We start from the raw sequence: 25,306 nt of genomic DNA, 5'->3' as shown, positions 1-25,306 counted from the left end.
TATAGGTTGGGATTGTGTCTGCCATCTATCGGGGAGCCAGACCGGGGGAGTTCCAAGTACGCGGCAACAGTTCCTGGGAAGGGGATCATGCCGATCATGCGTCAGCATACGAACACGCACAGCCGCAGGGCCATCCTCGTCAGCATGCTGCTCGCCATTATCCTGCCAGCCAGCCTGATCGCCGGAGGACTCGCCACAGCCGACACAGCCGACAGCAGGTCCGCTACGGGCGCCAACGCGCCCGCCATACCGGAAAGCACAGGCCAGGAGGGCCGTCACACCCCCGGTATGGACCAGCAAAACCCCGGCGCCACCCCCGCAATGCCCACACCAACCCTGCCGGCCGGCCCCAAGTCGCCGCTGCCCTCACCCTCGCCCCTGAACACCGCATCCCCCCTCACCACATCCCAGCCCGCGCCCAAGAAGCCCGGCGACACCGGCATCCAAAGCAAGACGGCCGACAGCCAGCCCAAGACACGCGCAGCCTACACCGTCGCCTTCAACGACCCCGACGGCAACACCAGCACACCCTCCCAGAGCGTCCCCAGCGGCGGACAAGCCTCCAGGCCCAAGGACCCGGCCAGGGACGGCTACCTGTTCAACGGATGGTTCACCGGCAACACCGCCGTCGCTTATGACTTCAGCCAGCCCGTCACCGGCAACATCACCCTGACCGCCAAATGGACCAGGATAACCAGCTCCTGGAGCCTCAAACCCACCTCCGGGCCAGCAGAAGGAGGCACCAGGATCACCCTGACCACGCCCACCACATCCGATATACGCTTCAGCCACATCGAAACAGGAAAAGACTTTGCCCTGGCCATGGGCTCCGACGGCAACCTCTATAGCTGGGGAAACACAACCAACGGGGCGCTGGGACGAGAAACCAACCAAACGCCAGAAAACCTACCAGGCGTTGTCACCCCGCCGACAGGCGTCCGCTTCACCCAGTTCAGCGCAGGCAGTGGTTATTCCCTGGCCCTGGGCTCGGACGGCAACCTCTACAGCTGGGGAAACAACGGTACCGGGCAACTGGGCATAGGCGGTGCTGATTCTAATCAACATAACACGCCGAGCAAGGGGTCCATGCCGGCAGACGGCACGAAATTCACCCAGATCAGCGCAGGATACTATCATTCCCTGGCCATGGGAACGGACGGCAACCTCTACAGCTGGGGAGACAACTCCCTAGGTCAGCTGGGACGCGCCCTCACCAGCACCAGCACGTTGAACGACGGTACGCCGCACAAAGTGAACCTGCCTGCAGGCGTCAGACGATTCACTCAGGTCATCGCAGGCGGCGATAATTCCCTGGCCATGGGAACGGACGGCAACCTCTACAGCTGGGGAGACAACAGCAAAGGCCAGCTGGGACGGAGCGCCAGCAGCACGCAAGACGGTACGCCACGCAGAGTGGCCATGCCGGCCGGCATCACAATCACCCAAGTCAGAATCGAAGGCGGCTATTTAGGGGGCTATGCCCAGGCCCTGGGCTCGGACGGCAACCTCTACAGCTGGGGAGACAACAGCAAAGGCCAGCTGGCACGCACCCCCGCCAGCGCCACGCCAGCCAACCGGCCAGGCATGGTCGCCTTCCCCGAGTCTCCCAGGCCGACCGGCGTCAACTTCGGCGGGACAGCGGGCACGAATCTGACCGCAAACACGGGCGGCACCTGGAGCGTGACCACGCCCCAGCATGCAGGAGGCAAGACCGACGTGACCGTCTCCTGGAGCAGGAACGGCCAGCAGCCCGACGCGCGCCTTACCTACACCTACATCAACCCCCACACGGTCACCTTCGACAGCGCAGGCGGCCAGCAGACCCCAGACCACCAGCAGATCACCATAGGCAAACAGGCCGCACGCCCAATCACAGACCCGGCCAAGGACGGCTTCCTGTTCGACGGCTGGTTCCTCAAGGACGCCAATGGCAAATCCGATGTGGCTTATGACTTCAGCCAGCCGGTCACCGCGGACATCACCCTGGTCGCACATTGGAGCCCCGCCAACACCGGCGGCTGGTCGATCAACCCAAGCAAGGGCAACGCGATGGGCGGCCAGCAGGCGACCATCACCCCGCCCAAGCTAAGCCGCGGCATCCGCTTCAACCAGGTCAGCGCCGGCATCTTGACAAACAACTTCTCCATTGGGGTGGCCAGCGACGGGAACGCCTACGCCTGGGGCAGCAACCAGTACGGGCAGCTGGGCCAAGGCAGCACCAGCGGCACTCCGCAGAAGACGCCGGTCAAGGTCCCCCTGCCGGACGGCGTGGCCTCCGGTTTCACCTACACACAGGTCGCGGCGGGCGGGAACCACGTGCTGGCCGTCGGCAGCGACGGCATCGTCTACGCCTGGGGCATCAACGACCACGGGCAGCTCGGCAACGGCAGCCTGGACGCAAATACCCCTCAGACCAGTCCGATGCCCGTCAAGGGTGCGGACGGCCAGCCCTTCAAGGCCGTCCAGGTGAGCGCCGGCTACGCCGACTCGGCGGCCATCAGCCTGGATGGGCGCGTCTACACCTGGGGCAGCGAATACAACGATCACAGCACCTGGGGCACGTCCAAGCGGGCGCCGACCCTGGCCAAGGATCCCGACGGCTCCGGCCAGGGGTTGCACGCGGTCCAGGTAAGCGTCGGCTGGGGCCTCGTCATGGCCTTGGACGCGGACAGCAACGTATATACCTGGGGGTTCAACAACTACGGGCAGCTCGGCAATGGCACAGCCACGGGAGACAACAGCACCACGTATGCCGCCGACCCGGCACGCGTGCCCGACCCCAAGGACACGAGCAAGGCCTTCAAAGCCGTGCAGATCAGCGCCGGAGGCTTCCATGCCCTGGCCGTCGACCAGGACGGTACCCTCTGGGCGTGGGGGTACAATAAATTCGCGCAGCTGGGGGATGGGTCGACAACCAACAGGCCCAGGCCCAAACTGGTAGGAAACCCCTCAGACTCCAGCCAGCCATTCCAAGTCGCGCAGATCAGCGCAGGCGCGATCCACTCCCTGGCCGTCGACCAGAACGGCACAGCCTGGGCATGGGGATGGAACGTCTACGGCCAGCTCGGCGACGGCACAACCAGCAACCGGTCCACGCCCACGCGCGTATTGCCGCCCGCAGGCCAGGGCAGCGCCGGCACCGGGCTCGCAACAGCACGAACCAGCGGAGGATACTTTCATTCCCTGGCCATAGGGCGTGACGGCAACGCCTACGCGTGGGGCGACAACCAGTACGGCGAGCTCGGCAACGGAAGCGCGACGCAGAGCAGCACGCCGACCCCGGTGGCGTTCAACCCGGCACTGCTGATCACCGGCGTCAAGTTCGACCAGGCAGCGGTCGGCTCCCTGCAGCAGAATGCCGACGGGTCCGTCTCTTTTGCCACGCCCGTCCATAATCCGGGGCAGGCCGATGTGATCGTGGACTGGACCCTGGGCGGCACCAAACAGGAACCCAAGCACCTGTCCTATACCTACGAAGGCACCCTGCCCCTGACGGGCGGCAACGGCAGCATGATCCTCCTGCTCGCCGCCGGGCTGCTCGCCGCAGCCGGCGCCGTCGCAGCCGGACGCCACCGGCGCGAAGCCCACAGCCTGCACGTCTAGAATCTTCACCCGAGTAAGCAGCCGGGCCGCATCCCAAGACGGCCCGGCCAACCAGGGTGGCCCCGCCAATCCCCAACACAACGGAGCCACCCACCTCTTTTTTACCCCTTCCTAGACAGAAAGCTTTCCAATCCGAAATTTGACATAACATTTTTTACTTGATTTATCCGGGTGTTGCTTCCGTTTTGGACCGACCCTGTATGCTAACGTTTGTCTAGCTACCGGGAATGTGCCCGGCACGCAGTAGATGAAAAACTTGGGATTTTCATCATTTGACCGCCTTATCTTGGGAAAGGGGTTTGTAGCGATCATGTGCCATCCGGACGCATCTTCCCGGTCAGCCATTGTTGTAGACCTTTTGAAGGTCATCGTCATTCTTCCAACCAGCATGATCATCGGCGGCCTCACTGCGACCGACGCCACCGCGAAAACAATCAGTCCACCCCAGCCAACCAAATTGGAAGAAATCGCAACAGGCCAGCAAAAAGACGCTTCCTTCAGCACAGCAACCCCCGCGGTCGCACCCAGGCTGGCGACTGCGACATCCGGCCGTCCGCAAACAGCCTCAACGTCGTACCAGGTCATCTTCGACAGCGCTGACGGCAGCAATGTCGACTCGCAGACCATTGCCGAAGGCACCCAGGCCAGCCGGCCCGCCAAGGACCCAACCAGGGAGGGTTACCTTTTCGACGGCTGGTTCACCAAAGACGCCAACGGCGACTCAAAGGTGGCCTACGACTTCACACAGCCGGTCACCACAGACCTGACCCTGACCGCCCACTGGACCAAGGGAACCAGCGCCTGGAGCCTCTCCCCCACCTCTGGGAAAGCCACAGGAGACACCAAGATCACCCTGACCCCGCCCACCACGCCAGAAATACGCTTCAGCCATATCATCCCAGCAAAAATAGAAGGTTCCCAAGCCATCGCTTCGGACGGCAACCTCTACAGGTGGGGAGACAACAGCTACATACTGGGAACCCCTGAAGAAGAAAAGCGCACGCCGAGCCTTATCACTCCGCCAGATGGTGTCCACTTCACCCAGGTCAGCACAGGCTACTACCACTCTCTGGCCATCGGTTCGGACGGCAACCTCTACAGCTGGGGACACAACAGTTACGGCGAACTGGGGCGCGAGACCGTCAGCAAGTCCCCGAAAGACGACCCCGAGATAGACAATCAGCCGGGCCTGGTCACTGCCCCGGCCGGCGTCCGCTTCACCCAAGCCTGCGCAGGAAAATGGCATTCCCTGGCCCTAGGATCAGACGGCAACCTCTACAGCTGGGGAGAAAACAAGCACGGTGAATTGGGACGCGACACGGGTTCGGCCGCATACGACGTCAAGCCAGGCCAGGTGCCCATGCCAGCAGGCATCACGAAAATAACCCAGCTCAGTGCAGGGACCTTCTACTCAATGGCCCTCGACTCGGACGGCGATCTCTACACCTGGGGGGACAACAGTTATGACGAACTGGGACGCGACACCGCTTTGGCGGGAAAAGACGGCCAACCGGTCAAAGTGCCCACCCCGGAAGGCATCACAAAATTCACTTGGATCGCGGCCGGAGAGTGGACATCCCTGGCCACTGGCTCAGACGGCAGCCTATACAGCTGGGGATGGAACGAACACGGCCAGCTAGGACGGGACACCGGCGGTTATCCCTACCGTGACGGCAGACCGGGCAAGGTGACCATGCCGGCAGGCGTGACGAAATTCACCCAGGTCAGCACAGAACTCAGGCATACCCTGGCCCTGGGATCGGACGGCAACCTCTACAGCTGGGGAGAAAACAATCGGGGCCAGCTGGGACGCGACACCGGATCGGCTTTATACGGCAACAAGCCAGGCAAGGTCACCGTGCCGACAGGCGTCGCAAAATTCACCCAGGTCAGCGCAGGCTATTCCCATTCCCTGGCCATCGGCTCCGACGGCAACCTCTACAGCTGGGGAGAAAACAAGTACGGCCAGCTGGGACGCCGCACCAGCGGCAACTACGACAGCCGTCCCGGCATGGTCGCCTTCCCCGAGGATCCCAAACCCGATACGGTGAGTTTCGGCGGGACGCCCGGCACCAACCTGACCGCCAACACGGACGGCACCTGGAGCGTCACCGCACCCAGACATGAGCATGGCAGGGTGAATGTGACCGTCACCTGGAAAATGAACGGCAAGCGTCCAGACGCACATCTGCCCTACAGGTACCTGGGCACTTACCTTATTGATTTCGACCCTGCCGGTGGCATTGGGTTCTACCTCCAACTCGTGACCGAGGGCGACCATGTGAAACGCCCCGCCAAGGATCCAACCAAGAGGGGCTACCTGTTCGACGGCTGGTTCACCGGCGATACAGCCTACGATTTCAGCAGGCCGGTCACCGGCAAGGTGAACCTGACCGCCCACTGGAGCAGTGCCGACACCAAGTGGAAGCTCGACAAGGCCAGCGGTCCCGAATCAGGCGGCCAGACCGTCACACTGACCCCGCCGATGAAACGCGGCATCCGCATCAGCCAAGTCGACGGAGGAGACCTCCATTCCGCGGCTGTGGGCTCCGATGGCAACCTCTACAGCTGGGGAGACAACAGTAGCCATGGGCAACTAGGCCGCGACACCGCCGACAAGCAGGACAGCCATCCCGGCAGAGCGGAGGCCCCTGCAGGCGTCAACTTCGTTCATGTCAGCACAGGCTCGGGATTTTCCGTGGCCCTGGGCTCCGATGGCAGCATCTACACCTGGGGCGACAACAGCCGAGGACAGCTGGGCCGCGCCGTCACCAGCAGCAAACCAGCCGACAGGCCCAACAAGGTGGAGTCCACGGCAGGCATCACCTTCACCCAGGCGAGCGCAGGCGGATCGCATGTGGTAGCCGTGGGCTCAGACGGCAACCTCTACACCTGGGGAGACAACAGCGCCGGCCGACTGGGCCGCGAAACCAGCAGCATCCCGGCAAACAAGCCTGGAAAAGCCGACACTCCGGCAGACGTCACTTTCAGTAGCGTCAGTGCAGGCTGGTGCCACACAGTGGCTCTCGACACTCAGGGGGATGCGTACACCTGGGGTGGCAACACCCACGGAGAACTCGGACGCAGCACCACCAGCACTCCGGCAGACAAGCCCGGTAAGGCCGACACACCTGCAGGCATCATCTTCACCCATGCGAGCGCAGGCAGAAGCCACTCCGTGGCCGTAAGCGACGACGGCAGCATCTACACTTGGGGCAATGCCGACAATGGACAACTGGGCCGCGACACCAGTAGCACACCTGCTGACAAGCCAGGCAAAGCCAACATCCCGGCAGATCTCGCCTTCACCCAAGCCAGCGCAGGAGACGAACATTCCATCGCCTTAGGTTCCGACGGCAACCTCTACACCTGGGGAGACAACGCCAATGGACAGCTGGGCCGCGACACCAGCAAAACCCCGGCAGACATGCCAGGCAAAACCGATACGCCGGCAGGCATCACGTTCACCCAAGCCAGCGCAGGCGCATGGCACAGTCTGGCCCTGGGCTCTGACGGCAACCTCTACAGCTGGGGAGACAACACCAATGGTCAGCTGGGCCGCGACACCGGCAACACCCAGGCCGCCAGCCCGGCCATGGACAATTTCCCCGGGCAAGGCACCCCCACGCATGTCCTGTTCGACAATGTGGAAGCCCCTGACCTGACCAAGAACCACGACGGCACCTGGACGGCGACCACGCCGGCACACATGCCCGGCACGTCAACCGTCACCATCGACTGGAGGCTGGATGGAGCAGCCCAAACCCCCGATACCAGCAACACGTATCGGTACACCTCCATCAGCCTGCTGCCCTCGGCAGGAGGAGGCGGCCTGCTTCCCCTGTTAGTCGCCGGGCTGCTCGCCTTCACATGCGCTGCAGCAGCCAGACGCCACCGGCTGGGAACCCTCAGCCGACAACAATAAAGACTTCTCTTGTGTAAGAAGGTCCGGGTTATCACTATCCCCAACACAAAGCCCGGACCACAGGGGTGGCCCCAACTCCCCCGACGCAATGGGGCCACCCATATACTTCCTTCAGAGCGGCAATGGCATCGCATGGCAACATCGCCAACATGGACAATGGCTTATACCGCGACATTACCGTATATGTAGCGCTACAATTATCGTCAGCAACGCCGACGACTCAGCCACCGCAGGCCTGTCCGAGCGGCACCCCGAATACAGCCGCCGAATCGTCGCAAGGAGGAGCCATGACCGACGCACGCCATCAATCCCAATCCGCGCAAAACCATCCTGAACCGGATGTCCGCTTCGCACCATCCCAGGTCCGACTGACCCCCGGCAGCATTTATGCCGATGCACAGCAGGCCGGCTCAGACTACCTGTTGAGCCTGGATCCCGATCGCCTCCTGGCCCCCTATCGGCGCGAGGCAGGTCTGCCCGCCAAGGCGGATCCATACCCCAACTGGGAGTCCATGGGTCTGGACGGCCACATCGGCGGCCACTACCTGTCCGGACTGGCGGCCTACTGGCAGAGTATGCAAACCTGGCCCTTCCTGGAGCGCGCCACCCGCATGCTGACCGGCCTGCTCGAGTGCCAGGAGGCCTCGGGCGACGGCTTCCTGGGCGGCATGCCTCACAGCGCCGAGCTCTTCCGGAACCTGCGGCAGGGTCACGTGCAGGCCCAGTCCTTCGATCTGCTGGGCTCCTGGGTGCCCCTCTACAATTTGCACAAGCTCTTTGCCGGCCTGCTGGACTGCTGGCAGTCCTTCCAAACCAAGAGCGCCTCCGACATGGCCCGCGTCATGGTCCTGCGCTTGGCCGACTGGTGGTGCGACCTGGTGGACAATATCGACGAACAGAATTTTCAGACCATGCTGACCTGCGAGTACGGGGGCCTGAACGAGGCCTTCGCCCGCCTCTATCAGCTGACCGGAAAGGACCGTTATCTTCGCCAGGCCCGTCGCTTGACCGACCGCCCCTTCTTCGAGCCGCTGGCCGCCGGCAAGGACCAGCTGACCGGCCTGCACGCCAATACACAGATACCCAAGGTCCTGGGCTACGAGCGTCTGGCAGAGATCACCGGAGACGAGGCCTTCCGCAAAGCCGTGGACACCTTCTGGCATGGGGTGGTGGACAAGCGCACGGTCTCCATCGGGGCCCATTCCGTCTCCGAGCATTTCAATCCACCCGATGATTTCTCGGCCATGGTCACCTCCCGCGAAGGCCTGGAGACCTGCAACAGCTACAACATGGCCAAGCTGGCACTGCGCCTTTACGACCGCACCGGACAAGCCCGCTACCTGGATTTCTATGAGCGGGTACTGGTCAACCATCTGGTCTCCACGGTGGGCATCCGCGAGCATGGCTTCGTCTACTTCACCCCCATGCGACCCCGGCACTATAGGGTCTATTCCAGCGCACAGCGTTCCTTCTGGTGCTGCGTGGGCACCGGCCTGGAAAACCACGCCCGCTACGGCGCCATGATCTTCGAGCGCCGACCCGGAAAGAATCCTGACCAGGAATCCGCGTCTCTGGCGGTCAACCTCTTCATCCCTGCCAGCCTGGACTGGTCCCAGCGCGGGCTGCGGATCAGCCTGGCCTACGCTCCTGGCCCCGGGACCACCAATATTGGATGCCTGGATCTAGAAGCCGACGACCAAAGCCAGCAGACCCTGGACCTCTACCTGCGTCATCCCTGGTGGCTGGAGGATGCCAACTACCGGATCAGGCAAGGCCAGGCAAACATGACCGTCGAGCCGGCGAAGTCCGATTCGGATGGCGGCCCCCGCTTCGACCACCTGCATCTGACTTGGACCGGCCGAGTGAGCCTGGAGCTGCGCCACCAGGTCCGGGTGACTGCCGAGCCGCTGCCGGACGGTTCGGACTGGGTCAGCCTGCTGCGCGGCGTCAAGGTCATGGCCGCCCGTAGCGACGATGCCGACCTGATAGGCCTGAAGGCTGACGACTCCCGTGCCGGGCACATCGCCTCCGGTCCCCTGCGTCCGCTGGGCGACCTGCCCGTGCTCCAGGGAGCGCCCCAGGACTTCCTGCTGTCCCACCCCCAGGACGACGGCGCCATAGAAGTGGCCGTCTCCAGACCCAAGACCGGAAAACAAGGGTGGACCGATTCGCGCCTGCTACTGGTCCCCTTCACCTCCATCGAAGCCTCGCGATACTCGGTCTACCTACCCTGGGCGAAGGATGGCGATAAGGACCGTGTTCACCGAGCCCTGGAAGAGATCGATGCACAGGAGCAGGCCCATGAGCTGCAGGTCTGCGACCGGGTGGACTGCGGGTCCCAGCAGTCCGAAATCGACCACGAGTATCAGGGCAGGAATGACCGGCAGGAGCTGATTGAGGGAATCAACACCCGTCACGCCCTGGCTGGGGGCTGCTTCTCATACCGGCTGCGGGATGCCACCGGCGGCGCGAAAATGCTGGAGGTTGCCATGCGGGACCAGCACAGCGCCGCACCCTACTCCCTGCGGACCGAAGGCCTGGAATTGGGCCAGCCCGTAAGAAGCCACGAAAACGGCAGAATACTGGACCGTTACCCCTTGACCGGTCGTGGACTGAACGCTCTGCCCGACCGGGCTGTCAGGGTACAGGTCCAAGCCGGAGACGAAGGCCCCACCCCTGACCTGCTGTCTCTGGCACTGATTCGCGGTTGAAGCGCTCAGGACCGGGCTGTGCTGCCAGCCTCCACCAGCGTGAAGGGCAGGTCCACCTGCTCGGGCTGATGTCTGCCGGGTGGATCCTTCATCCGATCCATGAGCAGTCGCAGGCACTCGGCCGCCACCCGGTCAGTGTCTACGCAAATGGTCGAAAGGGCAGGTGTGAGGAAGCGGGACACTTCCAGCCCGTCGAAACCGATCAGAGCAACCTGCTCGGGCACTCGCACCCCATGTGCACCTAGCGCGTGCAGGGCCCCGATGGCTACCACATCCGTCAGGGCAAAGACCCCGTCAAAATCCCTGCGGCGAGTCAACAAAGCGGCCATGGCCTGGTCGGCGCTGCCCTGATCCCAGTCGCAGTCGACAACATCTTCAGGCCCTAGGCTGATTCCATGACCTTGTGCTGCCTGCATAGCACCCAAGAGTCGCTGTTCCCTCCCTAGGCTGGACTGAGCCAATTGGTCTGGGGTTTTATAGGCGGTGCCAAGAACCAGAATCCGCCGGCAACCATGGTCTATCAGATGCTCCACTGCTGCCTGGGCACCCTGACGGTTAGGACTGCGCACGGCGTCTACGGATGAGTCCAGCCGCGGACCGTCGAAAACCACCAAGGGATAGCGCCGATTGAGCGCGGCGATAGAGTCAGCGGACAGGACCGGCGCGGACAGGATGGTTCCCTCGCAAAATTGGGTGGCGATGTCTGCCACCATGGATGACTCGTAGCTGGCCATCTGCCGCGTCTGCTGGATTAGCGTCTGATACCCCATGCTGAAGGCCTGATCCGATACCGCCGCCGCCAGGGCCGCCGAGAAGGGCGAACGATCCAGCTCCACAGTGGAGAAGCCGATGATTCCGGACCTACCCGAGCTGAGTCGCCGGGCCGCCAGATTGGGCCGGTACCCCAGACGTTGCGCCGCCTCCAACACCCGACGCGCCGTGGCGGGTTTGACTGAAGATTTGCCCCGTAGGGCATTGGATGCAGTCATCCGCGACACCCCGGCCTCACCGGCCACATCGTCCAAAGTCGTCACTATGGTCGTCGCTTCCCTCACGCCTGATATGTCAGCTCATTCTATCGCCAGACAGACAAGGACTTAAAGGCAAGAATTAGGTAACAGTGCACTGTCTACGCATCGCTTTCGTTACTGCCGCGGTTGGTCAACAATACAGCTATATGTTGTTTCGATGGTATGGTGAGTGCTGGGATGTTGAGGATCTGAGCGGTTTTTGTCTTGGCCTTTTCGACTGGTACAGGGCTGGCGCTGACACACCGGACAGCTTTTCGACAGACAAGACGTTTGTAGGCAAGCGATGAGGGCTTCGCTTGCTGTTAGCGGAGGGGCTTTGATTTCATGCGTCTGGTTTCTCGTCTGCGTCGCGCATCGGCGATGATGCTCGTCCTGCTGAGCCTGCTGGCAGGTCTGGCAACAGCTTCCGCCAACGCGGACGATGTCACACCCGCCGGGCCGACGGACACTCCTGTGAATATCGGGCCGAATCTACAGACCCCTGGTGTAACTGAGCAAACCCCCGCCACTCTCCCCAGCAACGGAACAGACATCCCACTAACCTCGCCATCGCCTATACAAGCCACCCCGGCAACGACGGACTCGCCTGATAGCACATCCGATAAGACAGATAATCAGGCCGCGCATGTGGTGCGTTTCGATCCTGCCGACGGCAGCAAACCGACACAGGAGAGCGTGGAAACCGGGACTCTCGCCTCCCCTCCGGAACACAACCCTGTACGTGATGACTTCCGGTTCGATGGATGGACGCATGACGGTCAGCCGTTCGACTCGCAGACCCCCATCCTCCAGGACACAACCCTGAAAGCCCAGTGGACCAAAGTCACAGACTGGACGCTGAGCCCGGATCATGGGCCCGCCTCCGGCACCAGGCTGACCATCAGCCCGCCCGGCCTGCAGGAGCCGTACTACGTCAGCATCCACACAGCAGGCGGCCCGACAGTCGGCTTGACCGGCGACGGCCGCATCTACACATGGACGAAAAACAACCCGCCCAAGCAGGTTGCTCTCCCCTCCCAGGCTCCCAGCGGTTTTCACTACCTGCAGGCCGCAGCCGGCAGCCAGTGGCAGGCCGCCCTCGGATCCGACCAGCAGGTCTACACCTGGAACAGCCAACAAGCAACGCCCACCATCCTCGACACCGACCGGAACACCGGATTCACCAGCATCAGCATGAATGACGACCGCCTCCTGGCCGTGGACCGGCAGGGATACGTCCACGCCTTCCAGGCCAGCCAAGCCGCCAACCAGAGCTTGAACCCGGAATTCACCCAGCAGTCCAGGGCCAGCCTGCCCGGGCAGGCGCAGGCCGTCGCCGCCGTCGCCTCCGACAAGCGGATCCTCATCGTGGACGCGGACGGGCAAACCTGGACATGGGAGACGGCCTCGGGAAAAGCCAAGCCTTCACGCATCGAACAGGAACCGGGCACGCGCATCATCCAAGCCCAAGCCCTCAGCAAGGGGTTCCTCCTGCTCTACGGCGACGGAAAGACCCAGTACCTAAACGAGAACACGGCCAGCCCTGCAACCGTCAGCCTGTCTGACGGCCAGAAGGCCGGCAGGATCACCGGCGACAAGGATCAAGCCATCATCACCGATATGGACGGCCGCCTCTGGGTCTGGAAGCCCGGCAGCAAACCCGTGCGCGCGGACGACGGCAGCCAAGCCTACATGCAGGCCGCCGAAGCCGACGGCAGGATCACCGCCACCAGCGCACAAGGCAGCCTATACCAGTGGAGTCTGGATGAGCAGGGCCAGCCCGGCAAGCCGACAAGGACCAACACCACACAGGCACCCATACTGGAAACAGCCAGCATGGACGGCCAGCCCCTCAAACTCAGCAAGACCGGCGACGCCTGGCAGACAGACATGCCCGCCCGCGAGCCCGGACCAGCCACCATCACACTCGCCGGCAGGCAGGACAACCAGCCCTTCACCAAGAGCCTGGACTACACGGTCGGCCAGCCGCTGACCAGAGACACCACTACAGACTCCACCCATACAGTCACCTTCGACACTGGCGAAGCAAACACCAAGCCCGCAGATCAGCGGGTCCCCTACCCGTACGGCAGGGTCAAGCGGCCCTCGCCTGATCCGACGCGCAACGGCTACCAGTTCGACGGATGGTTCACCGGCAACACCGCCTACGACTTCAGCACACCCGTCACTGAAAACATCACGCTCACCGCCCACTGGACCAGTAAAAACCCCAGAACCACGTGGACCATCAGCCCTGACAGGGGCAGCCAGTTCGGCAACGAAACCACCACCATCACCCCGCCAGACAGCACCAGCGGCGTTAAATTCAACCAAATCAGCAATTCAATTGGATCCGGCAATATGCACAATAGTGTTTCCTTGGCTGTGGGCAGTGACGGTAACGCATACGCATGGGGAGACACTACGTCTGGCCAACTCGGCAACGGGACGACCACGACCACCAAGCAGAAAACGCCGGTCCCGGTGAAAAAGCCTGCAGGCGTGTCTGATGACTTTACATATGTGCAGGTCAGCGCTGGATACCGGCATTCACTGGCCTTAGGCAGCGACGGATACGTATACGCCTGGGGAGACAATACATATGCGCAGCTCGGCAACAACACTACCGGCGGATATTCAGTGGTTCCCGTGCGTGTCTGTGATCCCTCTACACATTCCAACGTAAATACGGGGCTGAAGGCCATACAGGTTGACGCTGGAGGCGAGCATTCACTGGCAGTCGACAAGGAAGGTAATGTCTGGGCATGGGGGCGCAACGAAAACGGTCAGCTCGGCAACGGCACCAGCAGCAAATACTCGAGCGCTCCCGTACGCGTGTGCGATCCAGAACATCCTACGGATGCAAGCAAAGGGCTGGTGGCAATAAAAGTAGCTGCGGGAGGAGCCCACTCATTAGCGATTGACAAGAACGGGGACACCTGGGCTTGGGGATTCAACAGTTATGGTCAGCTTGGCAACGGCACCAGCAGCGGCTTCAACGGTGCGAATCCTGTTCCTGGGCGCGTGCGCGATCCGAACCATCCCGATGACACAAGCAAAAGTTTAAAAAGCGTTCAAATCAGCGCTGGTTTTGAGCATACCATTGCAATCGATGCCCAAGGGAACACCTGGTCATGGGGATGGAATTATTGGGGCGAACTCGGGCAAAACACGAAGACTGACAGAATCTTTGTTCCAACGCAGGTATACAATCCCGACAATCCCTCTATCGCCTTCAAAGCCAGCCAAGTCAGTGCAGGATATGACACTTCCCTAGCTATAGATATCAATGGGGTTGCATGGTCGTGGGGACGAAACGATTACGGCCAACTTGGTTATACCAACTATGACAGTTCCACTGTTCACAGACAACCAGCAAAAGTGCGAAATCCTGCATCCCCAAACAACACTGATCTAAGTCTGAACAGCACTCTGGTCAGTGCGGGAAATTGGGATTCCCTGGCTATCGGCAAGGATGGATACACGTATGCATGGGGATACAACGGCTATGGTCAGCTCGGCAACAACAGCTACAAAGATGCCTATGCCCCGGTGTTAGTGGAGTTCAACCTGTCTCGGGTGATCAGCGCGGCCAGGTTCGACTCTAGCCCCGGTACGAATCTGACCAATATCAGCAACAGCAACAGCAACAGCGTCACCGTGCTCACGCCTGCGCACGTGCCGGGCACGGTCACGGTCAGCGTGGACTACACGATGGGCGGCTCAGGACAGACTCTGACCGATACCTCCCTCAGATACACGTACCTGTCTGCAGGCGTACTCCCCCGGGCGGGCGGTGAGGGTGTCATGCTCGCCCTGGCCACCGGCATGACCGGCATGGGCGCAGTGCTGGCATCCCGCCGCCACCGGAGAGAACAACACCGCCTATTGCACGCTTTGCACGAGTAAGAAAGGCCGAGAACATATATCACCCCCCCCCCCACCTCCTGCCAGAATAAGGGGAGCAGGGAAGCAAGCGTCACTAAAGGCTCAAATCCCCAAGTGAGCCGACGCCCTCCCGCGTCCCCACCACACTTATTGATCAACCACACGACAGCGATAAAGGAAGCAACTGCTCTTGACGTTGGAGGTTATTGTTTCGTGTCAGGAACAAAACCTATGGTTGTTTGCTACTTGTTACCATGCTTGTCTGGGTCGTCTTTTTGCAGACCAAGCAAGAGCAAGCTGCTATAGTCGGCTGCTTTGAGATGCTGAAACCCCCACCGATTCAGTTGTTTATCAGCGTTCTATGGCCAATCAGTGATGAATATCGTGGCGGGGGCGAGATTCAATAGGGTAATGCTCACGCAGCGCTTTCACCAGTGATGCGATTAATCGGAATTACTGTGCTGCCGTAAAAACCGACGATGACACGGTTTATAAACCAGATAATTCCAAATCACTTACCACAAATTACTTCGTGTGTTGCTTTTTGACTTGGTGGTATGGTGAAAATAGGGGTGTCGGAAAAACAGATGGCTTTCCGCTATGGCTCGTGCAATCTGATGCTGAGTCGGCATTGAAAGACAGAAGGACTTTCCGACAGACAAGACGTTATGTGCAGGCGGCTTTGACACCGCTTGACGTTTGGTGAAGGGGTTTTGGTTTCATGCATATGGTTTTCCGTCTGCGCCGCATCTTGGCAATGACGACCGTCCTGCTGAGCCTACTAACAGGTCTGAGCGTCGCATCCGCCCAGGCGGACGCTCCTGTACTCACCGGGGGGGGGGGGTCGTCAGACCCCTCGCGTAGCTAAACAAACCCCAGGCATTACCCCCAGCAGCACAACCAGCACACCACTGCCCTCACCATCGGTATTACAAGCCACCACACCATTAAGCCCAACAGTGAGTCCAGTCACCCCGTCATCAACGACGGGAACACGTGACAGCACAAACTCCGTTGCGGCTAAATCATCAGAAAAAACGGATGATCAAGATGCACACGAGGTGCACTTCGACCCGGCCGACGGCAGCACACCAACCAAAGCAGCCGTGAAAACCGGGTCTTTAGCCACCTCTCCGGAAAAGAATCCGCAACGTGAGGACTTCCGGTTCGACGGGTGGACGCTTGACGGCCAGCCCTATGACTTCCAAACCCCGGTACTCCGGAATATAACCCTGAAAGCTCAGTGGTCGAAAATCACGGACTGGACGCTGAGCCCGGACCACGGGCCCGCCTCCGGAGCCCGTCTGACCATCAGCCCGCCCGACAAGCAAGAACCACGTTTCAGCAATATCCACGCCGCAGGCGACCAGACTGTCGGACTGACCGGCGATGGCAGAATCTACATATGGATGCAGGAAAGCACACCAAAGCAGGTCCCCTTCCCCACCCATACTGCCGACGGGTTCCATTACCTGCAGGCCGCAGCCGGCAGCCATTGGGATGCCGCCTTAGGATCCGACCACCAGATCTACACCTGGATCAGCGCACAAGCCACGCCCACCATCCTCAACACTGACCAGAACACCGGGTTCACCAGCATCAGCATGCACGATGATCAGCTGCTGGCGGTGGACCGGCAAGGACAAGTCCACCTCTTCCAAACCGACCCAATAGACAACCAGAGCATAAAACCGACAGAACAAGCCGCAACCAGCCTGCCCGGAAAAGCGCAGGCCATCCTCGCCGCCGCCTCCAACAAGCGGATCCTCATCTTGGACGCGGACGGGCAGGCCTGGGCCTGTGAGACGAGCAAGATTGGAAAAGCCGAACCAGCACGCGTCAAGCAGGACCAGGGCAGACGCATCATCCAAGCAGCAGCTCTCAACCAGGGGTTCCTCCTGGCCGCGGACGGTCAGGCTTGGTACCTGGCCGACGGCACAACCAACATGAATCTAGTCGGCTTGCCGGACGGCGCGCAGACCAGCTGGATCATCGCCAACGAGGACCAGGCCTTGATCACAGACACAGAGGGACGCGTTTGGACGTGGAAGCCCAGCGAAACGCCGATGCGCGTATACAACGGGAACCAGCAGTACGTACAAGCCGCCAGTGTTGGCAGCAAGATCACCGCCATCGACAAGCATGGCAGCATACTCACGTGGAGTCTGGACGCTCAAGGCCAACTCAGCAAACCGGTCAGGCTCAACACCACTCAGGCGCCCACCCTTGAATCAGCCAGTATGGACAGCCAGCCGCTGAAACTCACCGGAAAGAATCATACCTGGCAGGCAGATGCCCCAGCCCACAAGCCCGGACCAACCACCATCACACTCGTCGGCAGGCAGGATGACCAGACCTTCACCAAAAGTCTCCAATACACCGTAGACCAGCCGCTGACCAGGGACACCGAAACAGAAACCAGCTACACGGTTTACTTCAACACAGGCGAGGGAGACCCGACACCCAGCAACCAGAAGGTCTCCTATCCGTACGGCAGGGTACAGCGGCCCTCCCCCGATCCGGCCCGTCAAGGCTACCTGTTTGACGGGTGGTTCATCAAAAACGTCGCCTACGACTTCAGCAAGCCTGTCACAGACAACCTCACGCTCACCGCCAAATGGACACCCAAGAACCCGGGCAACACTTGGAAGATCAACCCTGACAAGGGTGGCCAGCTTGGCGGGCAACAGACCACCATCACCCCACCCGCCAATATCAGCGGCATCAAATTCAACCAGATCAGCAGCTCAAAAAGCACTTGGTTTGCTTTTTCCTTGGCTGTGGGCAGTGATGGAAACGCCTACGCTTGGGGGAACAATGACTATGGCCAGCTTGGCGATGGGACCACTACTCAACGAGACAAGCCGGTCGTGGTGAAGAAGCCCGATCCCATGATATATACGAATCTACCAAATGATTTCACCTATGTACAGGTTAGCGCCGGAGATGGGCATTCGCTTGCCCTGGGCAGCGACGGATACGTGTACGCCTGGGGAGACAACACATATGGCCAGCTTGGCAACAATACCAACGGCGGTTATTCCACTGCTCCCTTGCGAGTGCGTGACCCCGCTACCAGCTCCAATGCGACCACGGGACTGAAGTCCATACAAGTGAGTGCCGGAGGCGAACATTCGCTGGCAATTGATGCAAATGGAAGCACCTGGGCATGGGGACGTAATCACTATGGCCAGCTCGGCAACGGCACTAGCAGCGCGTCTAATGTCGCGAATTCTATTCCGGTACGCGCAAAATTCCCCATAACTGAGGACAAAGAGGTGAAAGTAATACAAGCAAGTGCCGGGTATGAGCATTCGCTGGCAATCGACAATGAAGGCAACACCTGGGCATGGGGATACAACAGGTATGGCCAACTCGGCAACGGCGATAGTAGTACAAATACCGCTCCCACGCTGGTGCAATACCCCAAGAAAGAATCAGGCAGCGTTACAGCTGTACAGGTCAGTGCAGGAGGCTGGCACTCGCTCGCAATCGACACTGATGGCCAGGCTTGGGCATGGGGATACAACTATTATGGCCAACTCGGCAACGGGAGCACCAGCGGCAAAAACGCGAATTCTCTTCCCGCGTCCGTGCAATTCCCCACCACCGAAAACAAGGAGGTGAAAGTAATACAAGCAAGCGCCGGATTTAAGCATTCGCTGGCAATCGACGAGGAGGGAAGGGCCTGGGCATGGGGGAGTAACGAGTATGGCCAGCTCGGCAACAACACCACGAATGATCAGCATTCTCCGGTGAAGGTATTCGCCTCCACCCAATCCACAAGCTCACCAGGCCCATGCTTGAACGCTACACAGATCAGTAGTGGAGGCTGGCATTCGTTGGCAATCGATGAGGAGGGGAGTGCCAGAACATGGGGATACAACTACTATGGCCAACTCGGCAATCCCGACGCAGGGAGTCGGAGTTTAGCCCCAGTACCAGTAGTGTTCAACCTGCAGCCGGTGATCACCGGCATCACATTCGACCGCACCTTCGTAAAAGACCTACCCAAAAGCCAAGATGACGGCAGCGTCACAGTGGTCACACCCGCTCATGAGCCGGGCACGGTCACGGTCAGCGTCGACTACACGCTGGGCGGCGCAGCCCAAAAGCCGGACACCACCCTCAGATATACCTACACGCCTTTGGGCGTGCTCCCTCAGGCCGGCGGGGAAGGCATACTGCTCGCCCTGACCACCGGCATGATCGGCATGGGGGGTGTCATAGCAGCTCGTCGCTACCGGAGGGAACAGCGACAGCTGTCACACGCTTCGCACGAGTAAGAAAGACCGGGACGGATTAATCCCCCCGCCTCGGCCTCACTGGGGGCGCACGGAGGCGAGTGTCATTCAAGGCTCAATCCCCAAGGGAGCCGACACCCCTCTCGCGCCCCCACCACATCTATCAATCGACCACACGGCTGCAATAGTGGAAGCAGCAGCTTTTATCGCGCGCAGTCAGCCGATTATCCTGCATCAGGAACAAACCTGACAACCGGTCTATTATTGGCCGACAAGCTTAAAGCAGATGGTCGTTTTGCTGATCAAGCAAAGACATAGCGGCGTCAATCAGAGGCACGTTAATACAGTCGAATCCCCCAAGATGTTGGGGCCCTCCAGACTAGGTCCGCCCTTCAGCCTCTATCGCCAGGCACATGCTGAACTCCGTTAAGGAGGTAAGAGCCAATAGGAGCGATGCTTGCGTGCAGCTCCACCAGTAATGCAATTAATCGGAATTGCTGTTTTGCCATAAAACCGACGATTACACGGTCCATAGTCCAAATAATTCCAAATCGCGTACCACCAATTGCTTCGTGTGTTGCTTTTTAACTTGGTGGTATGGTGAAGATAGGGGTGTCGGGAAACGGCTGGCTTTCCGCTATGGCTCGTGCAATCTGATGCTGAGCTGGCATTGGAAGAAAGAATAGTTTTCTGGCAGACAAGACGTTATAGGCGAGCAGTTGGCTTTGCTTGGTGTCGGTAAGGGGTTTATAAGTCATGCATCTGGTTTCCCGTCTGCGTTCCGTTTCGGCGATGATGATCGTCCTACTGAGCCTGCTGGCAGGCTTGGGCGTCGCGTCCGCCAACGCAGCGGACGCTCCTATCCTCACCGGGGGGGGGGGGTCGTCAGACCCCTCGCGTAGCTGAGCAAAATCCCGCCTCTTTCCCCAGCAGTGCATCAAATACTCAACTTCCCTCGCCATCGCCTCTGACAACAGCATCGCCGTTAAGCACCGCAACAGCAAGCCCAAATGCTCCCTCATCGCCGACGGGCAGTACAGGCAGCGGCGAATCGGCTCCGGCCAAATCAACAGAAACAACGGATGCTCAGGCCGCGCACGTGGTGCGCTTCGACCCGACCGACGGAAGCAAACCAACACAGGCGAGCGTGAAGAATGGGATTCTCGCCTCCCCTCCGGAACGAAATCCGCAGCGTGAGGGCTTCCGGTTCGACGGGTGGACATATGACGGTCAGCCTTTCGACTTGCAAACCCCCATCCTCCAGGACACGACCCTGAAAGCCCAGTGGACCAAAGTCACAGACTGGACGCTGAGCCCGGACCACGGGCCCGCCTCCGGCACCCGCCTGACCATCAACCCGCCCGACAAGCAAGAACCACGTTTCAGCAATATCCACAGTACAGGCGAGCAGACTGTCAGCCTGACCGGCGACGGCAGCATCTACACATGGACGAAAGACAGCCCGCCCAAGCAGGTTCCCTTCCCCGCCCAGGCTCCCAGCGGGTTCCATTATCTGCAGGCCGCAGCCGGCAGCCGTTGGCAGGCGGTCCTCGGCTCCGACCAGCGGATCTACATCTGGAACAGCGGACAGACTGAACCCGTAATCCTCAACACCGACCGGAACACCGGGTTCACCAGCATCAGCACGGACAATGACCTGCTTCTGGCGGTGGACCGGCAGGGACAGGTCCACGCCTACCGTGCTGAACAGGCCAGCAACCAGGACCAGACCCCGGAATTCACCCAGCAGGCCGCAACCGGCCTGCCCGGGCAGACGCAGGCCGTCACCACCGCCGCCTCCGACAAGCGGATCCTCATCCTGGACGCGGACGGGCAAACCTGGACCTGGAAAACGGCCTCGGGAAACGCCAGGCCTTCACGCATCGAACAGGAACCGGGCATGCGCATCATCCAAGCCCAAGCCCTCAACAAGGGGTTCCTCCTCCTGGATGCGGACGGGCAGACCCAGTACCTAAACGACAGCTCGACCAAAATAACAGCCGCCAGCCTGCCGGAAAGCATGAAAGCCCGATCAATCACCACCAACGGCAGCCAGGCCATCATCAACGGCACGGACGGCCAAGTCTGGACCTGGAAGCCCGGCAACAAACCCGAGCGGGCGGACGACGGCAGCCAGACCTACATGCAAGCCTCCGAAGCCGACGGCAGAATCACCGCCATCAGCAGACAAGGCAGCCTATACCAGTGGAAACTTGATGAGCAGGGCCAGCCTGACAAACCAAAAAGAACCATCATCACACAGGCACCAACACTGGAATCAGCCAGTATGGACGGCCAGACACTCACACTCAGCAAGACCGGCGACGCCTGGCAGACGGACATGCCCGCACACAAGCCCGGACCAGCCTCAATCACCATCACCGGCAAACAATACGGCCAGCCCTTCACCAGGAGCCTCAACTACACGGTCGACCAGACCCTGACCAGAGACGCCACTACGGACACCACCCACACAGTCACCTTCGACACGGGCGAAGAAGGCACCAAGCCTGAAGACCAGAGTGTCCCCTACCCGTACGGCAGGGTCAAGCGGCCCTCCCCCGACCCGACACGCGACGGCTACCAGTTCGACGGATGGTTCACCGGACAGGTCGCCTACGACTTCAGCAAACCCGTCACCCAAAACCTCACCCTCACCGCCAAATGGACCCTAAAAGACCCCAACAACACCTGGAAAATCAACCCCGACAAAGGCAGCCAGACAGGAGGACAACAGACCACCATCACTCCGCCAGCGGCTGCCAACGGCATCAAATTCAGCCAAGTCAGCAGCTCAGGCACCAACAACTTCTCCTTGGCTGTGGGCAGCGACGGCAATGCCTACGCCTGGGGATTCAACAACTACGGCCAGCTCGGCAACGGAAATACCAGCAACCGAAATACACCAGTCATAGTGAAGAAGCCTGCAGGCGTGTCGACGGACTTCACCTACGTGCAGGTCAGCGCCGGAACCGATCATTCACTGGCCGTGGGCAGCGACGGATACGCCTACGCCTGGGGAAACAACAACAACGGCCAGCTCGGCAACAACACAACAAGCTTTTCGTCCGTCCCCGTGCGCGTATGCGATCCTTCCACAGGATCCAACGTTGATACGGGGCTGAAAGCCATACAGGTGAGCGCCGGAAGGTTGTTTTCGCTGGCAATCGACCAAGATGGGAACACATGGGCATGGGGAAACAACGACAACGGCCAGCTCGGCAACGGAAATACCAGTGGCACTAACACCCCTCAGTCAGTTCTGCTCGATCCCAAGCATGCGAGCACGGTGCTCAAAGCTGTCCAAGTCAGCGCCGGGGATTTTCATTCGCTGGCAATCGACCAAGATGGGAACACATGGGCATGGGGACGCAACGACTATGGCCAACTCGGCAACGGAAAAACCAGCGGCACTAACGCGAATCCTACTCCCAGCTCGGTGCTGCTTGATCCCAAGCATGCGAGCACGGTGCTCAAAGCTGTCCAAGTTAGCGCCGGAGGCTCTCTTTCGCTGGCAATCGACCAAGATGGGAACACATGGGCATGGGGGCACAATGACTTTGGCCAACTCGGCAACGGCAGCACAAGTGACCTAAGGAATCCTGTCCCCGGTTCGGTGCTTCGCAACCCAAAGGATACAAGTACAGTGCTGAAAGCTGTGCAAGTGAGCGCCGGATGGGCTCATTCGCTGGCTGTCGACACGGATGGAAACGCCTGGGCGTGGGGACAAAACAACTATGGAAAGCTCGGCAACAACACCACGAGCAATCAATATTCCCCCGTTAAGGTGTTCGCTTCCGATCAATCTACAAGCAAGGCCGGCCCCTGGCTGAGCACAGCGCAAATCAGCGCCGGAGGGAATCATTCGCTGGCAATCGGCAAAGACGGTAACACAAGTGCATGGGGATTCAACCGGTACGGTCAGCTTGGCAACGGCACCACCAGCGGCAACGACGCGAATCGTGTTCCGGTGCCGGTGTCGTTTGACCTATCTCCAGTAATCACCGGTGTCAGCTTCGACGGCATAGCCATCAAGAATATCTCTAAAAGCCAGGACGATGGCAGCGTCACCGTGACCACGCCCCCTCATGAACCGGGCGAGGTCACGGTCAGCGTGGACTACACGCTGGGCGGCACAGGAAGCACCCTGACCTACGACTCCCTCAGATACACGTACACACCCTTGGGTGTGTTGCCTAAAGCCGGCGGTGAAGGCGTCCTGCTCGTCCTCGCCACCGGCATGACCAGCATGGGCGGGGTGCTGGCCTCCCGCCGCCATCTGAGAGAACAGAGACAGCTGCTACTAACTTTGCACGAGTAAGAAAGGCCGGGACGGATCAATCCCCCCGCCCCGACTTACAAGGGGCGCACGGAGGAATGTCATACAAGGCTCAACCCCAAGTGAGCCGACACGCCTCCCGCGCCCCACCACACTATTGTCAATTGCTGCCGACAAAAGTCGAGCGACTACCCAAGCGCAAGATAGGAAGTAACTCCTCTTTACACGCTCGGATGGTCGCCTACAACTGTTCTACTGCTGGTCTGCAGTCGTAGCGTAGATGGTCTTTTTGCAAATCAAATACACGACCAGACCCAGCAAGGACACAGCGGCCCCGATCAGTAGCAGGTTGCTGTAGTTGGCGGCTGGTCCGGTGGCGCCCATGATGCTGAAACCCTCCAGGCTGGGCTTGCCCATCAGGCCGCCGATGATGGCGATTCCGATGGAGCCGGTCACGTTCATGACCAGATCGTTCATGCCCACGCCGCGGCCCGACTGGTTCTGAGGCAGGGTGTCAAGCACCGTGGAGACGATGGGCGAATACATCAGTCCGACCCCGGCATAGTAGACGCAGGCAGTCAGTGTTAGGGCGAGCAGACCGGAGTTGACCACCAGTGCGGACCCTGCGAAGCCCAGAATCATCAGGCAAGCGGCGATGATGATGGCGGGCTTGCGGCCGATCCTGTCCACGATGGCGCCCGAAGTGGTGCCCAGCACAGCGGCCACCAGGAAGGCCCAGACCACATGCAGGGAGACCGTGGTGGTCGACACCTTGTAGACATCACGCCCGATGGCATTGAAGATGGGCGACATGCAGTAGTTCATGAAGTAGAAGATCAGGATCAACCCGATGCCCATCAGCCAGCGCTTGTTGCGGAAGAAGTCCGGAGTGATGAAGGGGCTCTGGGCCCGGCTGATGTACAGAGCGAAAATCAGGTAGCAGACAGCGGAGGCCGCCAGCAGCCACCATGCCGTGTAAGAGAAGAAGAGGGTCAGCAGGGCCGTGGCCAGTCCGAAGATGACGAAGCCCAACCAGTCCACCTTCTCACCGTTGCCGCCGCCGGTTGGCAGGCTCTTGAGCAGGATGGGCAGGAAGATGATGGTGACCGCAGGAATCAGGAAGAGGTACTGCCAGGCTATGGAGCTGAGCAGACCGGCTGCGAAGATGCCGATGGCTGCAGACACCTGGTAGCCTGCTGTGAAGATGCCGAAGAAGATCACCTTCAGGGAGGGCTTGAGATACTTGGTGGCCACGACCAGGTAGGCCGAGCCAGCCACCTGCTCACCCGCAGTCTGCAGCAGCCGGGCCGCAATCACATTCCAGATGTTGGGGGCCATGATCGTGTTGGCCACGTACCCATACACGGACCCGACGAACAGTATGCACAGACCGAAGGTGACCAGCTTGCGCAGGGATACGAAGTCGCCCAGGGACCCGTAGATGAAGCAGACGATGCCCAGGACGATGCTGGGCAGGGCCGTGATCAGCGAGGCCTGGTCGGGAGCGCCGGCGTCCTTGCCGACCTGTTGGAAGACCAGGTTGAAGCCTTGCAGGCACAGGGTGCCCAGGACGAAGGTGATCAGCAGCAGGATCAGCGATCGTACGGCTGTCGAATCCTCGGTGGATTGCTTTTCGGACATGATGT

At 60.5% G+C, this 25,306-nt stretch carries 8 protein-coding genes; 6 read left to right on the top strand and 2 right to left on the bottom strand.

The window, feature by feature from the left end:
* Positions 1-96: 96 nt before the first annotated feature.
* The 3 genes from H3V09_RS00220 to H3V09_RS00210 all read left to right on the top strand — a co-directional run bounded on the left by H3V09_RS00220 (position 97) and on the right by H3V09_RS00210 (position 10,239).
* Entirely contained in the window at positions 97-3,603 is a 3,507-nt protein-coding gene (locus H3V09_RS00220; protein ID WP_198190554.1) for an RCC1 domain-containing protein, read from the top strand.
* 310 nt (positions 3,604-3,913) lie between these two features.
* A complete protein-coding gene (locus H3V09_RS00215; RefSeq protein ID WP_198190553.1) occupies positions 3,914-7,528 on the top strand; it encodes an RCC1 domain-containing protein in 3,615 nt (1,204 codons plus the stop codon).
* Between the two features lie 287 nt (positions 7,529-7,815).
* On the top strand, positions 7,816-10,239 hold the full coding sequence (locus tag H3V09_RS00210) for a beta-L-arabinofuranosidase domain-containing protein (protein WP_198190552.1): 2,424 nt from the start codon (positions 7,816-7,818) through the stop codon (positions 10,237-10,239).
* A gap of 5 nt (positions 10,240-10,244) precedes the next feature.
* On the opposite strand, the gene H3V09_RS00205 is transcribed toward H3V09_RS00210, so the two are convergent.
* Positions 10,245-11,294, bottom strand: coding sequence for a LacI family DNA-binding transcriptional regulator (locus H3V09_RS00205; protein WP_198190551.1), 1,050 nt, complete (start codon positions 11,292-11,294; stop codon positions 10,245-10,247).
* A 300-nt stretch (positions 11,295-11,594) separates the two neighbouring features.
* On the opposite strand from H3V09_RS00205, the gene H3V09_RS00200 reads away from it, so the two are divergent.
* The 3 genes from H3V09_RS00200 (at position 11,595) to H3V09_RS00190 (ending at position 23,702) form a co-directional block, all read left to right on the top strand.
* On the top strand, positions 11,595-15,158 hold the full coding sequence (locus H3V09_RS00200; RefSeq protein ID WP_198190550.1) for an RCC1 domain-containing protein: 3,564 nt from the start codon (positions 11,595-11,597) through the stop codon (positions 15,156-15,158).
* Between the two features lie 1,085 nt (positions 15,159-16,243).
* Positions 16,244-19,423 carry an RCC1 domain-containing protein gene (locus tag H3V09_RS00195; protein ID WP_332460981.1) on the top strand — a complete coding sequence of 1,060 codons (3,180 nt, stop codon included), beginning with the start codon at positions 16,244-16,246 and terminating at the stop codon, positions 19,421-19,423.
* A gap of 1,105 nt (positions 19,424-20,528) precedes the next feature.
* Positions 20,529-23,702, top strand: coding sequence for an RCC1 domain-containing protein (locus H3V09_RS00190; protein ID WP_332460980.1), 3,174 nt, complete (start codon positions 20,529-20,531; stop codon positions 23,700-23,702).
* 210 nt (positions 23,703-23,912) lie between these two features.
* Here the strand turns inward: H3V09_RS00190 and H3V09_RS00185 are convergent, their stop codons facing one another.
* A complete protein-coding gene (locus H3V09_RS00185; RefSeq protein ID WP_198190549.1) occupies positions 23,913-25,301 on the bottom strand; it encodes an MFS transporter in 1,389 nt (462 codons plus the stop codon).
* Positions 25,302-25,306: the final 5 nt, after the last annotated feature.

The sequence above is a fragment of the Bifidobacterium sp. M0399 genome (assembly GCF_016100595.1).
GTDB classification, from domain to species: Bacteria; Actinomycetota; Actinomycetes; order Actinomycetales; family Bifidobacteriaceae; genus Bombiscardovia; species Bombiscardovia polysaccharolytica.
This window is presented reverse-complemented; position numbering and strand designations above follow the sequence as displayed.